The sequence below is a fragment of the Pseudomonas sp. PDM13 genome (assembly GCF_025685765.1).
Taxonomy (GTDB): Bacteria; Pseudomonadota; Gammaproteobacteria; order Pseudomonadales; family Pseudomonadaceae; genus Metapseudomonas; species Metapseudomonas solani.
The window spans coordinates 297735-312756 of the sequence record NZ_JAOTQU010000005.1; the positions used below are offsets into that span (position 1 = coordinate 297735).

General features: G+C 67.8%; 12 protein-coding genes. 6 read left to right on the plus strand and 6 right to left on the minus strand.

Going from position 1 to position 15022, the window contains the following annotated elements; genetic code table 11:
- Positions 1-609 precede the first annotated feature (609 nt).
- Positions 610-1800 (minus strand): trans-sulfuration enzyme family protein, encoded by a 1191-nt coding sequence (locus OEJ36_RS08060; RefSeq protein ID WP_043240349.1) that lies wholly within the window; start codon positions 1798-1800, stop codon positions 610-612.
- Between the two features lie 141 nt (positions 1801-1941).
- A complete protein-coding gene (locus OEJ36_RS08065; RefSeq protein WP_021221752.1) occupies positions 1942-2724 on the minus strand; it encodes a MetQ/NlpA family ABC transporter substrate-binding protein in 783 nt (260 codons plus the stop codon).
- Positions 2725-2996: 272 nt separating this feature from the next.
- Here OEJ36_RS08065 and OEJ36_RS08070 point away from each other — a divergent pair, with 272 nt between their 5' ends.
- The 4 genes from OEJ36_RS08070 (at position 2997) to tcyN (ending at position 6327) form a co-directional block, all read left to right on the plus strand.
- Complete coding sequence (locus tag OEJ36_RS08070) at positions 2997-4004, plus strand: D-cysteine desulfhydrase (RefSeq protein WP_263401043.1); 1008 nt, start codon at positions 2997-2999, stop codon at positions 4002-4004.
- Positions 4005-4115: 111 nt separating this feature from the next.
- Positions 4116-4916 carry a cystine ABC transporter substrate-binding protein gene (tcyJ, locus tag OEJ36_RS08075; protein ID WP_263401044.1) on the plus strand — a complete coding sequence of 267 codons (801 nt, stop codon included), beginning with the start codon at positions 4116-4118 and terminating at the stop codon, positions 4914-4916.
- Complete coding sequence (gene tcyL, locus OEJ36_RS08080) at positions 4913-5581, plus strand: cystine ABC transporter permease (protein WP_184489804.1); 669 nt, start codon at positions 4913-4915, stop codon at positions 5579-5581. The genes tcyJ and tcyL overlap by 4 nt, the downstream gene beginning before the upstream one ends.
- On the plus strand, positions 5581-6327 hold the full coding sequence (gene tcyN, locus OEJ36_RS08085) for an L-cystine ABC transporter ATP-binding protein TcyN (protein ID WP_263401045.1): 747 nt from the start codon (positions 5581-5583) through the stop codon (positions 6325-6327). Before tcyL ends, tcyN begins: the two co-directional genes overlap by 1 nt.
- A gap of 410 nt (positions 6328-6737) precedes the next feature.
- Here tcyN and OEJ36_RS08090 read toward each other — a convergent pair whose 3' ends face one another.
- The 4 genes from OEJ36_RS08090 to OEJ36_RS08105 form a co-directional block, all read right to left on the minus strand.
- A complete protein-coding gene (locus tag OEJ36_RS08090; RefSeq protein ID WP_263401046.1) occupies positions 6738-7667 on the minus strand; it encodes a sulfonate ABC transporter substrate-binding protein in 930 nt (309 codons plus the stop codon).
- Positions 7668-7669: 2 nt separating this feature from the next.
- Positions 7670-8713, minus strand: coding sequence for an L-glyceraldehyde 3-phosphate reductase (gene mgrA / locus OEJ36_RS08095; RefSeq protein WP_263401047.1), 1044 nt, complete (start codon positions 8711-8713; stop codon positions 7670-7672).
- 58 nt (positions 8714-8771) lie between these two features.
- Positions 8772-10106: an LLM class flavin-dependent oxidoreductase gene (locus OEJ36_RS08100; RefSeq protein WP_263401048.1), complete on the minus strand. Its 1335-nt coding sequence runs from the start codon at positions 10104-10106 to the stop codon at positions 8772-8774.
- A gap of 88 nt (positions 10107-10194) precedes the next feature.
- Positions 10195-12450, minus strand: coding sequence for a TonB-dependent receptor (locus tag OEJ36_RS08105; protein WP_263401049.1), 2256 nt, complete (start codon positions 12448-12450; stop codon positions 10195-10197).
- Between the two features lie 210 nt (positions 12451-12660).
- Between OEJ36_RS08105 and OEJ36_RS08110 the strand changes: the two genes are divergently transcribed.
- Both OEJ36_RS08110 and OEJ36_RS08115 read left to right on the plus strand, forming a co-directional pair.
- A complete protein-coding gene (locus tag OEJ36_RS08110; protein ID WP_263401050.1) occupies positions 12661-13695 on the plus strand; it encodes a LacI family DNA-binding transcriptional regulator in 1035 nt (344 codons plus the stop codon).
- A 41-nt stretch (positions 13696-13736) separates the two neighbouring features.
- A complete protein-coding gene (locus OEJ36_RS08115; protein ID WP_263401051.1) occupies positions 13737-14927 on the plus strand; it encodes an MFS transporter in 1191 nt (396 codons plus the stop codon).
- Positions 14928-15022: the final 95 nt, after the last annotated feature.

Below are 15022 nucleotides of genomic sequence, written 5' to 3' on the forward strand. Positions count from 1 at the left end.
GAATTGGCTCTGTGTGCGTTAGCTGTTGTGGTTTTAATGCAGGAGCTCAAACACGGTGCTTTCCGGGCACCAAAGGATTTCTGCCACCGCCACCGCATGGGTTTCGCTTCGCTCTACGCCATCCTACGAAAGCCGCCGCTACGTGCACGTTGGGTTGGTGCGCACATCAATGTGTGGATTTGAGCGAAGAAAGTTGGAGCAGCCGCCAACGCCCCTCCAGGAGGCCGAACGCAGTCGTTGCGCCGGGGGACGAGCGGCATGGATGCCGCGAGAGGCGCGCCAGGCCATGGATGGCCCATCGCGCCGGCCCCCAGAGCGACGATGGAGTGAGGGAACCCCGGCGAAGCCGGGGCCGGATGATGGGGCAAGCCCTTTTGGTTCCTTTTCTGGCGACTGAGAAAAGGGACTCGCCCGGGATGGCGAAACCAGAAACATCACCAGAACTCAGCAATCAGCTGAGCTCAAATCCTCTAGCAACACTTAACGCAGACAGAGCGAATTCATTCGCGAAGCAGCCTGCAAGGCTGCCGCTCGGTTAGAGCCTGGGGGCCGCTTCGCGGCCCTTTCGCGAATAAATTCGCTCCCACGGGAACAGCGTTCCGCGCCTCGTCAGAGGCTATCCAGCGCCTGCACGAAGTCGGCGACGATGTCCGCCGCATCCTCGATGCCCACCGACACGCGGATGGTGCCGTCGTGGATGTCCAGCTCGGCCAGGGCGTCCTGGGAGAGGGCGCGGTGGCTGGTCTTGCCGGGGTGGGTGATGCTGCTGGCGACGCCGGCCAGGGACGGGGCGAAGGCGGTGTTGCGCAGGGCGCGGATCAGGCCGTCCACCTCCGCCAGGCCGCCCTTGAGGGTGAAGGCGAGCATGCCCGAGGCACCCTTGGGGAACAGCCGGCGGGCCAGTTCGAAGTCCGGGTGCGAGGGCAAGCCCGGGTAGAACACCCGCGCCACCTTCGGGTGGGCCTCCAGCGCTTCGGCCAGGGCCTGGGCGTTGGCCGAGTGGGCCTGCATGCGCAGGGCCAGGGTCTTGGCGCCACGGAAGGTCAGCCAGGCCTCGAAGGGGCTGGCGCTGCCGCCGGCGTTGATCTGGAAGCGCCGCGCCTGGGCGACCCATTCGGCGTCGCCGACGAGGATGCCGCCCGTGGCGTCGCTGTGGCCATTCAGGTATTTGGTGGTGCTGTGCAGCACCAGGTCGGCGCCGGCGGCCAGGGGGTTGTAGAGCGCCGGCGAGAGGAAGGTGTTGTCCACCAGCAGCTTCAGCCCACGCGCCTTGGCCAGCCTGGCCAGGGCAGGGATGTCGCTGACCCGCACCAGCGGGTTGGACGCGGTCTCGGTGTAGATGATCCGCGTCGCGGGGGTGATGGCCGCCTCCACCGCCGCCAGGTCGTTGATCTCCACCAGGGTGGCGCTGATGCCGAAGCGCGCCAGTTCCTTCTCGATCAGGCTCTGGGTGGTGCCGTACAGCTCGCGGCTGGCGATCAGGTGGTCACCGGCACTCAACCGGCCCAGCAGCGCGGCGCTCACCGCAGCCATGCCGGAGGCGGAGAACAGCGCCGCCTCGCCGCCTTCCAGGTCCCGCACCAGGTGCTCCAGGGCCGCCTGGTTGGGGTTGGCGATGCGCGTGTACATGTAGTTGTCGGGGTTGCCGGCAAGGAAGTCGTCCACCTGCTCCAGGTTGTCGTAGACGAACACCGAGGATTCGTAGATCGGCAGGCTCTTGGGCCGGGTGACCATCTTGCGGTCGACGTCATTGCCGCTGTGCACCGCGCGGGTGGAAAGGCCGGGTTTGGATTCGGGCATGGGTGCCTCCGAGGAGTCGTGCGGGATGTAGGTGGGCAATGCCGCCCCACAAAAAAGAACGCCGACGATAGTCGAGACTCGTCGGCGTGAGGAGAGGCGTGGGCACAGGCGGTGCCCACACCATCGTGGCTCTGGGGTCGATCAGAAGGCCGGGACTACCGCGCCGGAGTACTTCTTCTCGATGAAGGCTTTGACTTCCGGGCTGGTCAGCGCGGCGGAGAGTTTCTGGATGGCGTCGCTGTCCTTGTTGTCCGGGCGGGCGACCAGGTAGTTCACGTAGGGCGAGGTGCGGTCTTCCAGCACCAGCGCGTCCTTGGACGGGTTGAGCTTGGCTTCCAGCGCGTAGTTGGTGTTGATCAGGGCCAGGTCGACCTGGTCCAGCACGCGCGGCAGCAGGGCCGCTTCCAGTTCCTTGAACTTGAAGTTGTGCGGGTTCTCGGCGATGTCCTTCGGGGTCGCCAGGGCGTTGCTCGGGTCCTTGAGTTTCAGCAGGCCGGATTTCTGCAGCAGGAGCAGGGCGCGGCCGCTGTTGCTGCCTTCGTTGGGGATGGCGATGGTGGCGCCGTCCGGCAGTTCCTTCAGGGATTTGTACTTGCTGGAGTAACCGCCGAAGGGCTCGACGTGCACGCCCTTGACGATGACCAGGTGGGTGCCCTTGCCGCTGTTGAAGTTGTCCAGGTAGGGCTTGGTCTGGAAGTAGTTGGCGTCCAGGTGCTTCTGGTCCACCTGCAGGTTGGGCTGCACGTAATCGGTGAAGACCTTCACTTCCAGATCCACGCCTTCCTTCGCCAGCTGCGGCTTGATCAGTTCGAGGATCTCGGCATGGGGCACCGGGGTGGCGGCGACGGTGAGTTTCTCGGCGGCGCTGGCCAGGGAGGCGGAAAGGGCGGCGGCCAGGGCGGTGAGGAGCAGGGTCTTCTTCATGATGGTCCTTGGTGTTGGCAGGCTCCGGCTGGATCGTCAGCCGCGAGCGACGTGTCGGTTTCCCGGTCTGGGTGTAGCCGGGTTGGAAGCGACACTACGGCGAATTCTTATAACCAACAAATACCGTTTTATTATTCTCATATTCCATAAACGCGGAATCAGGAAAGACCCTCGGTCGCCTGCGACATGCCTTGATGTCGCCTCTGCGAATTGCCCCCTCGGCCGGCGCTCACTAGAGTGATGCCCCAACTCCCGCAACACGAAGTCCCGCCATGATCACCGCCGCCCTCGCCCGCTTCCCCCGCCTCGAACTGGTCACCGCGCCCACCCCGCTGGAGAAGCTCGAACACCTCTCGCGCCGGGTCGGCCGCGACATCTGGGTCAAGCGCGACGACATCACCCCCTTCGCCCTCGGCGGCAACAAGGTGCGCAAGCTCGAATACCTGGCCCAGGACGCGCTGGCCCAGGGCGCGGACGTACTGGTCACCGCCGGCGCCATCCAGTCCAACCACGTGCGCCAGACCGCCGCCCTCGCCGCGCGCCTGGGCCTGGGCTGCGTGGCCCTGCTGGAAAACCCCATCGGCACCGCCGACCGCAACTACCTGGAGAACGGCAACCGCCTGCTGCTGGACCTGTTCGGCACCGAGGTGCAGCTGGTGCCCAACCTCGACACCGCCGACCAGCTGCTGGCCGAGGCCGCCGAGCGCCTGCGCGCCGCTGGCCGCACCCCCTACGTGGTGCCCATCGGTGGCTCCAACGCCCTAGGCGCCCTGGGCTACGTGCGCGCCGGCCTGGAGCTGGCCGAACAGATCAAGGCGAGCAGCCTGCAGGGCGCCGCCGTGGTGCTGGCCTCCGGCAGCGCCGGCACCCACGCCGGCCTCGCCCTGGCCCTGGAACACGCCCTGCCCGGCACCCGGGTGGTGGGCGTCACGGTGTCGCGCCCCGATGCCACCCAGCGGCCCAAGGTGGAAGGCCTGCTGCAACGCACCGCCGACCTGCTGGGCGCCCCGCTGCCCGCGGCCCTGCGCGTGGAACTCTGGGACCAGTACTTCGCCCCGCGCTACGGCGAGCCCAATGCCGGCACCCTCGCCGCCATCCGCCAGGTCGCCTCCAGCGAAGGGCTGCTGCTCGATCCCGTCTACACTGGCAAGGCCTTCGCCGGTCTGCTCGATGGCTTGGAAAACGGCGCCTTCGAGGGGAATGGCCCGGTGATCTTCCTGCACACCGGCGGCTCGCCCGCGCTCTTCGCCTACCACCCCGCACAAGGGGCGGGAGCCTGAGCGCTGCTTATTCCCTGAATAACCGCAAACCAAACTTATTATTATTTTATTGAATAAAGCGACATCCCCAGAATTGCCACACTTTCGCCACCTGTCTCGTGAGGCTCACCCATGAAATTCGCAACCCTGCGTCGTCAATTCCTCATCGGCACCCTGGGCCTGGCCCTCGGCGCCAGCTTCATCGGCAACAGCGCCGTGGCCGGTGAACTGCTGCAGCAGATCAAGGACAAGGGCTCGGTCAAGGTCGGCCTGGAAGGCACCTACCCGCCCTTCAACTTCCAGGACGAGAGCGGCAAGCTCACCGGCTTCGAAGTCGAGTTCGCCGAAGCCCTGGCCAAGGAGCTGGGCGTGAAGGTCGACTTCCAGCCGAGCAAGTGGGACGGCATCCTCGCCGCCCTGGAATCCAAGCGCCTGGACCTGGTGATCAACCAGGTGACCATCTCCGACGAGCGCAAGAAGAAGTACGACTTCTCCACCCCCTACACCGTCTCCGGCATCCAGGCGCTGGTGCGCAAGGGCAACGAAGACAGCATCAAGAGCGCCGCCGACCTCGCCGGCAAGAAGGTCGGTGTCGGCCTGGGCACCAACTACGAGCAGTGGCTGAAGGAAAACGCGCCGAAGGCCGATATCCGCACCTACGACGACGACCCCACCAAGTTCCAGGACCTCAACGTCGGCCGCATCGACGCCATCCTGGTGGACCGCCTGGCCGCCTTCGAAATGGTCGAGAAGACCGGTGGCCGCCTGGCCGTGGCCGGCGAGCCCTTCTCCCGCCAGGAGTCCGGCATCGCCCTGCGCAAGGGTGACCCGGAACTACTCGCCGCCATCGACAAGGCCATCGCCAAGCTGAAGGCCGACGGCACCCTCAAGGCGATCTCCGAGAAATGGTTCAAGGCTGACGTGACCCAATGATCGAAACCAGCCTGCAACTGGCGCTGGACTCCGCACCCTTCCTTCTCAAGGGTGCGGTCTACACGGTGGTACTGAGCCTCGGCGGCATGTTCTTCGGACTGCTGCTGGGCTTCCTCCTCGCGCTCGCCCGCCTCTATGGCTTCGCCCCCCTGCGCTGGGCCTCGCGCATCTACGTATCGTTCTTCCGCGGCACCCCGCTGCTGGTCCAGCTGTTCATGATCTATTACGGCCTGCCGCAGCTGGGCATCCAGCTCGACCCGCTGCCCGCCGCACTGATCGGCTTCTCGCTGAACATGGCCGCCTACACCTCGGAGATCCTCCGCGCCGCCATCGCCTCCATCGATCGCGGGCAGTGGGAAGCCGCCGCCAGCATCGGCATGAGCCGCAGCCAGACGCTGGTCCGCGCCATCCTCCCGCAGGCCGCGCGCACCGCCCTGCCGCCCCTGGGCAACAGCTTCATCTCCCTGGTCAAGGACACCGCGCTGGCCGCCACCATCCAGGTACCGGAGCTGTTCCGCCAGGCGCAGCTGATCACCGCGCGCACCTTCGAGATCTTCACCATGTACCTGGCCGCTGCGCTGATCTACTGGGTACTCGCCAGCGTACTGTCGCACTTCCAGAGCCGCCTCGAAGCGCGGGTCAATCGCCATGAACAGGACACCTGATGATCACCGTCCGTAACCTGACCAAGTCCTTCAAGGAGCAGGCGGTGCTCAAGGGCATCGACCTGACCATCGAGCCGGGCGAGGTGGTGGCCATCATCGGCCCCAGCGGCTCGGGCAAGACCACCCTGCTGCGCTGCCTCAACCTGCTGGAAGAACCCAGCGGCGGCAGCATCCGCGTGGGCGACATCGAGATCGACGCCAGCAAGCCGCTGAAGCCCCAGCAGGCGCTGATCCGCCGGCTGCGCCAGCACGTGGGCTTCGTGTTCCAGAACTTCAACCTGTTCCCCCACCGCACCGCGCTGGAGAACATCACCGAAGGCCCGGTGGTGGTGAAGAAGGAACCCCGCGAGCGCGCCACCGAACGGGCCCGCGCCCTGCTGGCCAAGGTCGGCCTGGCAGGCAAGGAAGACGCCTACCCCAAGCGCCTCTCCGGCGGCCAGCAGCAACGGGTGGCCATCGCCCGCGCCCTGGCCATGGAACCCGACGTGATCCTCTTCGACGAACCCACCTCCGCCCTCGACCCCGAGCTGGTGGGCGAGGTGCTGGCGACCATCCGCGGCCTGGCCGAGGAGAAACGCACCATGGTCATCGTCACCCACGAGATGAGCTTCGCCCGCGACGTGGCCAACCGCGCGATCTTCATCGACAAGGGCGTGATCGTCGAACAGGGCGACGCCAAGGCCCTGTTCAGCGCCCCGAAGGAAGAACGCACCCGACAATTCCTCGCCAAGTTCCTGGTGGGTTGAGCTGTAACCTGTAGGGGCGACCTCTGGCCGGGTGGACGTCGCTCTTTACGTCCACCAACGGAGTTGAGGGTGGCCCCGACGGTGGACTGATAAAGCGTGGTCCACACACCGGTTGGCACCATGGCTCGGGTTGGGTACGGCGCCGTAGGTTGGCGCCGAGCGCAGCGAGGCCCAACGATGCGATGCACGGCCTCGAGGCGGGCGCTCCCACCAAGAAAACACGCGGTCACCGCCCACCACAGGTGTTCCCCTGCGGCATCGCTTGGTGGATGAAAAGAGCGTCATCCACCCTACACACCGACCAGCCGCTGGTAATCCGTAGGGCGGGTGAAACCCGCGAAGACCAGGCGCCGCGAGCGTCGGGTTGCACCCGACCTACAGGCTGAAGGGGTCACCTATACATGGGCCCCCTACGGCCGCCACACCGCGCTGCCGATATCCACCCGCTTGGGCAACAGCCGGTTCTCCAGGAACAGGTCGGCGGTGCGTTGCTGGGCGGCGGCGATTTCGTCGGTGACCGGGCCGATGGGCGAGGCCGGGCGGTGCTGGAAGCTGCGTTCGATCACCGCCGGGGCCAGGCCCATGAACTTCGCCAGCAGGGCGATGCTCGCCTCGCGGTCGTCGCGGGTCAGGGCTTCGGCGCGGGTGAGCTCGTCCAGCAGCGCGTGGATGAACGCCGGGTCGCCCTCGGCGTAGTCGCGCGCGGCCAGGTAGTAGGGCCCGGTCAGCCCCAGCCCCTCGCCGTTGGCCAGCAGGCGCGCGTGACCTTCCAGCTCCATCGCCGAATAGAAGGGGTCCCAGATCGCCCAGGCATCCACGCTGCCCTGCTCGAAGGCGGCGCGGGCGTCGGCCGGGGTGAGGAACAGCGGCTGGATATCGGCCATGGACAGGCCCGCCGCCTTGAGCGCCCGCAGCAGCAGGTTGTGGGCGCTGGAGCCTTTCTGGAACGCCACCTTGCGCCCCTTGAGCTCGGCCACCGACCGGATCGGGCTGCCCTCGGGCACCAGGATCACCTCGGCCTGGGGCTTGGGCGGCTCCGCGCCGACGTAGAGCAGGTCGGCACCGGCGGCCTGGGCGAAGATCGGCGGGATGTCCCCGGTGGAGCCCACGTCCAGGCTGCCGACATTGAGCGCCTCGAGCATCTGCGGGCCGGCGGGGAACTCGATCCACTGCACGCGGGTGCCGGGGAAGCGCTGCTCCAGCAGGCCGTGCTCCTTGGCCAGCACCAGGCTGGCGGAGCCTTTCTGGTAGCCGATGCGCAGGGTCGCGGGGTCGGCCAGGGCGCCTTGTGCCAGGGCCAGCAGCGCCAGCAACGCGGCGCCCAGTCGAAGTCGTTGCATGTTCAGTCCTGCCAGTCGGTGGAGGGTTTTTCCCAAAGGTTGATACCGCCTTCCACGGCGTGGCGATCGATCTCCGCCAGCTCCTCGGCGCTGAAGGCGAGGTTGTCCAGGGCGGCGACGTTCTCGACGATCTGCTCCGGGCGGCTGGCGCCGATCAGTGCCGAGGTCACCCGCGCGTCGCGCAGGTTCCAGGCCAGGGCCAACTGGGCCAGGCTCTGGCCACGGCGCTGGGCGATCTCGTTGAGCGCACGCACCCGGGCGATATTGGCCTCGGACAGGTGCTCCGGGCGCAGCGAGGCGCCGCCGGGGCGGTTGACCCGCGCATCCTCCGGCACGCCACCGAGGTACTTGCCGGTGAGCAGCCCCTGGGCCAGCGGGGTGAAGGCGATGACGCCGGTGCCGAGTTCCTCGGTGGTGGCCAGCAGGTCCTTCTCCACCCAGCGGTTGAGCAGGTTGTAGGCCGGCTGGTGGATCAGCAGCGGCACCTTCCATTCCCGCAGCAGGGCGGCGAGCTCGCGGGTCTTGCCCGCCGAGTAGGAGGAGATGCCCACGTACAGCGCCTTGCCCTGCTGCACCGCGCTGGCCAGGGCGCCGGCGGTTTCCTCCAGCGGCGTGTCCGGGTCGAAGCGGTGGGAATAGAAGATATCCACATAGTCCAGGCCCAGGCGCGCGAGGCTCTGGTCGAGGCTGGACAGCAGGTATTTGCGCGAGCTGCCGCCCTGGCCGTAGGGGCCTGGCCACATGTCCCAGCCGGCCTTGGTGGAGATCACCAGTTCGTCGCGGTGGGCGCGGAAATCTTCCTGCAGCAGGCGACCGAAATTGATCTCGGCGCTGCCATAGGGCGGCCCGTAGTTGTTGGCCAGGTCGAAGTGGTTGATGCCCAGGTCGAAGGCGGTGCGCAACAGTGCGCGCTGGGTGTCGATGGGCGTGGCGTCGCCGAAGTTGTGCCACAGGCCCAGGGACAGGGCCGGCAGCACCAGCCCGCTGCGGCCGACGCGGCGGTAGGGGATGCGTTCGTAGCGGTCGGGGGCGGCGATATAGGTCATGGATGGATCTCGCTGTGGGTTGTCTGGTCCCCCGCTTGCGCGGGGGACCATTGGAAATTCACGCAGGGCGTGCGAAGCGGTTCGCCGGCCGCGCCAGGCCGAGGTGTTCGCGCAGGGTGCTGCCTTCGTACTCGGTGCGGAACAGGCCGCGGCGCTGCAGCTCCGGCACCACCTGGGTGGCGAAGTCCTCGAGCCCGGCGGGCAGGTGCGGCGCCAGCACGTTGAAGCCGTCGGCGCCGCGCCCTTCGAACCAGGCCTGCAGCTCGTCGGCGATCTGCGCCGGGGTGCCGATCAGGCTGTGGTGGCCACGTCCCCCGGCGATGCGCCGGCCCAGTTGGGCCAGGGTGAGGTTCTCCTGCCCGGCGAGTTCGGTGAGCAGCTTCTGCCGGCTCTGCTGGCCATCCTGGGTCAGCGGCAGCTCAGGCAACGGGCCGTCCAGCGGGTACTCGGAGAGGTCGAAGTTGCCGAGCATGCGACCCAGCAGGGCGACGCCGACGCGGGGGTCCACGAGCGCCTGGAACTGCTCGAACTTCTCCCTCGCCTCGGCCTCGCTGGCGCCGACCACGACGAAGGCGCCGGGCATGATCTTCAGGTCATCCTCGTGGCGACCGAACTTCGCCAGGCGCCCCTTGAGATCGGCGTAGAAGGCCTGGGCCTTGGCCAGGGAGGTTTGCGCGGTGAACACCACGTCGGCGGTCTCGGCGGCCAGTTCGCGACCGGTCTCCGAGGAGCCGGCCTGCACCACCACCGGCCGGCCCTGGGGCGAGCGGGCGACGTTGAGCGGGCCCTGCACACGGAAATGCTCGCCCTGGTGGTCGAGCACGTGCAGCTTGGCCGGGTCGTAGTACTGGCCGCTGGCCTTGTCGCGGAGGAAGGCATCGTCTTCCCAGCTGTCCCACAGGCCGGTGACCACCTGGTGGAATTCCCGGGCGCGGGCGTAGCGCTCGGCGTGGCCCAGGTGGGCGTCGCGGTTGAAGTTGAGCGCCTCGGCGGCGGCGTCGGAGGTCACCAGGTTCCAGCCCGAACGGCCCCCGGAGATATGGTCCAGCGAGGCGAACTTGCGCGCCACGTGGTACGGCTCGTTGTAGCTGGTGGTGACGGTGCTCACCAAGCCGATGCGTTCGGTGACGGCGGCCAGGGCACTGAGCAGGGTCAGCGGTTCGAAGTAGGTGGAGCGTGCCATCTGGCTGGCGATTTCGCCGGTGGGCGCGGCGACGCTGTCGGCGACGAACAGGGCGTCGAGCTTCGCCGCCTCGGCGATGCGCGCCAGGTGCTTGTACTGGGCGAAATCGAGGGTGTCGGCGGGGACGTCCGGTTGGCGCCAGGCGGCGACGTGGTGCCCGGTGGCCATGAGGAATGCGCCCAGTCTGAGTGTGCGTTGCGATGCGGTCATGTCGGTTTTCCCTGGTGATGTCGTGGAGGTCCTGCCGGGCCCGTCTGGGCGAGCCTCGGCAGTCCGTTCACACAAGGCGGTTTGGGGGTCAGAAGTCCTTGCGCAGCTGCACGCCGAAGTAGCGTTCGTCATCGCGTGGCACCACGCGGTAGACGTAGCCGGTACCGGTGGCGAGCAGCGGCGAATAGGACTTGTCGGCGAGGTTCTTGCCGAGCAGCGCGACGCGCCAGCCCTGGTTGTAGTCGGCAAGGGCGATGCTGGCGTTCCAGATGCCGTAGGCGCCCTGGATGGTGTCGGGGTTCTGGTCGAGGCTGTACTGCACCTTGTCCTGCCAGCTGTAGTCGGTGGCCAGTTCGATATCCAGGCCGTTGTCCAGCGGGATCACGTAGTCGGCGCGCACGTAGCTCTTCCAGTCCGGGCTGAAGGGCAGCGGCGAGCCGTCGACGTTGCAGCTGGAGGCGGCGCCTGGCGGGCACTGGAAGCTGTCGATGCGCGCCTTGGTGTAGGCGACCGCGCCGGAAAGCTTGAGCTGACGGGTGGCCTGGAAGGCGTAGTCCAGCTCGACGCCCTGGGTCTTCACCGCGCCGGCGTTGATCAGGCGGGTGACCACGGTGCCGGCGACCAGGTCGGGGAAGTTGGCCTGGTAGTCGTCGTAGTCGGTGTGGAACACCGCCAGGTTGGCGGTGGCGCGGCCGTCCAGGGCGCTGGCCTTGAGGCCCACCTCGTAGGAGTCGGAGGTCTCCGGCTTGAGCGCGCCGGTGTCACGGGGCTGCATGTTGAAGAACACGTTGTAGGCCGGCCCCTTGTAGCCACGGGAGTAGGTGGCGTAGGCGGTGACGGCGTCGCTGAGGTCGTACTGCAGGCCGATGCGGCCGGACCAGCCGTCCTCGTCCACCGAGCCGCTGCTGGCGGTGGAAGGCTGCACGCCGGCCACGGCGGTGGGCGAGGTGGAAACCCGGCGGTGATCGTATTCCAGCGCGTCGTGGGTCCAGCGCAGGCCGAAGATGCCGCGCAGGTCCTGGGTGAAGTTCAGGGTGCTCTCGCCGAACAGCGAGTAGCTGTCGCCGGTCACGCTGTAGTCGGCGCGGCCGGTGTTGGGCACCGAACCGGTGATGGACAGGCGACGGTAGGTTTCCTCCGCCTTGCTGTGCATGACGTAGGCACCGGCGACGTATTCGAGGAACTCGCCCTTGGGGGAGGCCAGGCGCAGCTCCTGGGAGTATTGGTTGTAATCCACCTCGCCCTTGTCGTGGGAGGCCGCCACCGGCAGGGTCGCCAGGCGGTCGCCGTCCTGGAACTGGGTGTTCTCCCAGCCGCGCCAGGCGCTGATGGAGGTCAGGGTGTAGTCGCCCAGCTGCCAGTCGAACTGGCCGGACAGGCCCTGGTTGACGTCATCGACATAGGTGCGCTGGTCGTTGTTCAGCTTGCGCGAATCGCTGTCGGCGGTGACCGGCAGCAGGGCGCTGGCGAAACCTGCGTTGGTGACCTTGGTGATGGGGCCGGCGGCGATGTCGTCGCGGCTCTTCATGTAGTCGGCGATCAGGGTGAAGCGGAAGTCCTCGTTGGGCTCGAACTCCAGCTTGCCGCGCGCGCCCTTGTGGTCGTAGCCGTTGACGTCATGGCCGTTGTGCACGTTCTCGACATTGCCGTCGTAGCCGCCCAGCAAGGTGGTCAGCGAGCCCTTGAGGCTGTCGCTGAGGCGCCCGCCGATGCCGAAGCGCAGGCGGTTCTCGTTGCCGCCGCCGAAGTGCGAGTAGTCGACGTAGCCGTGGGTCTCTTCCGGCGCCTCCTTGCTGACGATGTTGAGCACGCCGGCCGAGGCGTTCTTGCCGAACAGGGTGCCCTGGGGGCCGCGCAGCACTTCGATGCGTTCCAGGTCCAGCAGGTCCAGGGTGGCCTGGCCGGGGCGACCGTAGACCACGCCGTCGACCACGGTGGCGACGGTGGGCTCGACGCCCGGCGAGGTGGAGATGGTGCCCACGCCCCGGATGAACAGCGAGGTGTCCTTGTTCGAGGCGCCGGCGCGGAAGTTCAGGGTCGGCACTTGGCTGACGATGCTGGAGACGCCGTTGCGGTTGTCGCGCTCCAGCTGCTCGCCCTCCACCACCGAGACGGCCACCGGCACCTTCTGCAGCGTCTCTTCGCGGCGGGTGGCGGTGACGGTCACGGTGTTCAGGGTCGGCGCGGCCTTCTGGCCGTCCTCGCTGGCGCCGGTGGTTTTCTCGGCGGCCCCGGCGGCGCTCCCCAGCGCCGCCAGGAGGATGCCGATGGCCAGCGGGCTGCGGCGCCCGCCGTGGGTGTTGCGAAGGCCGCGCGGTGCGGCCGGATTGCTGTGGATGCTCATGCTCGTTTCACTGCCCTGCGGAGACCAGACGCGCCTGCTGCTTGCAGGCTCCTTGTGGGCTGTCGCGGTCTGGTCTCGCTCGTGCGAGTGGCAGCAAAAAGGCAGACAGCCGGTATTTGTTAGCGCTAACATAGCCAGTATCAGAGCGACGCCAATAGATCGTCAAATAATTAAAAATTACTTTTATATGCCTTTCAGGATGAACAATTCATGAGCAGCCCCCGCAAGCGCCGAGGCGCAGGACGCGTCACCCTCAGCGCCGTGGCCGAGCGCGTCGGCGTTTCCGCCATCACCGTGTCGCGCTACTTCAACCAGCCGGAGCAGGTCTCCGAGGAGCTGCGCGGGCGCATCGAAGCGGCGGTGGCCGAGCTGGGCTACGTGCCCAACCTGGTGGCCGGCGGGCTCGCCTCGGCGCGCGGGCGCATCGTCGGCATGGTCATCCCCAACATCTCTGGGCCGATCTTCGCCAACACCATCCAGGGCTTCAGCGACACCCTGGCGCGCCACGGCTACCAGCTGCTGCTGGCCTCCAGCTACTTCTCCGAGGAACAGGAAGAGAGCGCCGTGCGCGCCTTCCTCGGCTGGTCGCCGGCGGCCCTGGTGGTGACCAGCCACTTCCACAGCCCCGGCACCGAGAAAATGCTCGCCGAGGCGGACATCCCGGTGGTCGAGGTCTGGGACTACCAGCCCGAGCGCGCGCCCATGCAGGTGGGTTTCCTCCATCGCGACGTGGGCGTCGCCGCCACCCGCTACCTGCTGGACAAGGGCCACCGGCACATCGCCTTCGTGCAGAACAGCGCCGCCGGCGACTTCAGCGCCCTGGACCGCCGCGACGGTTATGCCGACACCCTGCGCGAGGCCGGCCTCGAGCCCTGGGTCTTCGTGCCCAGCAGCGGCCTGGCGCCCTTCGAGGCCGGCAAGCAGGCCATGGAAGCGCTGATGAAGCGCTCGCCCCGGCCGGACGCGATCATCTTCGCCAACGACAACCTCGCCGCCGGTGGCCTGCTCGCCGCGCAACGGGCGGGCCTGGACCTGCCGGGGGACTGCGCGGTGGTGGGCTTCGGCGACTACCCCTTCGCCGAGATGCTGCTGCCCAGCCTGACCACCATCCGCCCGCCGGCCCTGGAGATCGGCGAGCGCGCCGCCACCCGCGTGCTGCAGGCCCTCGGCGTGCTGCCGCTGGAGGGTGAGGTGGAACGCCTGAACCTGCTCGACTGTCAGGTCATTGCCAGGGAAAGCGCGTAGAATCCGCGCCCCTCGCAAAACGCCCCACCACCGGAAACACCATGAATCCAGGCACCCTCCTCTCCCTGCCGCTGCTGGCACTGGCCCTTGGCGGCTTCGTCGTCGGCAGCAGCGAATTCATCATCATGGGCCTACTGCCCGAAGTGGCCCAGGACCTCTCCGTGAGCCTCTCCGACGCCGGCCTGCTGGTCAGCGCCTATGCCATGGGCGTGGTCATCGGCGCCCCTCTGCTCGGCCCGCTGCTGGGCCGCCTGCCACGTCGCCAGGCCCTGCTCTGGCTGATGGCCGCCTATGCCCTGGGCAACCTCGGCTGCGCCCTGGCGCCGAACTACGAATGGCTGATGGCCGCGCGCATGTTCACCGCCTTCAGCCACGCCGGCTTCTTCGGCTGCGCCACCCTGCTGGCCGCCGAACTGGCGCCGCCCCACCGCCGCGCCTCGGCCATGGCCCTGGTGCTCAGCGGCCTGACCATCGCCAACGTCCTCGGCGTGCCGGCCGGCGCCTGGCTCGGCCAGGCCACCAGCTGGCGGGTGACCTTCATGGTGGTGGCGGCCCTGGGCTTCCTCACCCTGCTGGCACAGTTCCTCTGGCTGCCGGCCACCGCCAAGCCGCAACCCAGCGCGGTCGGTGCCTGGGACGGCATCTTCCGCCGGCCGGTGCTGCATGCGCTGGGGGTGTGCAGCTTGTCGTCGGTGGCGCTGTTCGGTGTGTTCACCTACATCAGCCCGCTGCTGCGTGATGTCTCCGGCTTCAGCCCCGAGCACGCCAACTTCGCCCTGCTGCTGTTCGGCATCGGCCTGACCATCGGCAACCTGCTGGGCGGCCGCCTGGCGGACAAGGGCTTCCGCTTCGCCCTGCCCGGCGCCTTCGCGGTGAGCACCCTGTGCCTGCTGGGCCTGTTCGTCTTCGCCCAGGTGCCGGTGCTGGCCCTGGCCTGCCTGTTCCTCTGGGGCGTGGCCAGCTTCGCCATCTCCTCGCCGCTGCAACTGCTGCTGGTGGAGCAGGCCGGTGAATCCGCCAGCCTCGCCGCCACCCTCAGCCACGCCGCCTTCAACCTCGGCAACGCCAGCGGCGCTTTCGTCGGCGGCCTGTGGCTGAGCACCAGCATGGGCCTGGCCAACCTGCCGCTGATGGGCATGGGCGTGCTGATCCTGACCCTGCTCGTCTGCCTGCCCCTCCCCCGCCTGCGTTCCACGCGCGAGCGCTTGAAGGAGGCGGGGCAGATTCACTAACGGCACGGTGCTCGCCCGAAGGGTGTGCCGCGCGCACCTAGCGTGTAGGTCGGGTGCAACCCGACATTTACCCTGCACGGCGCCCGCGGGTTTCA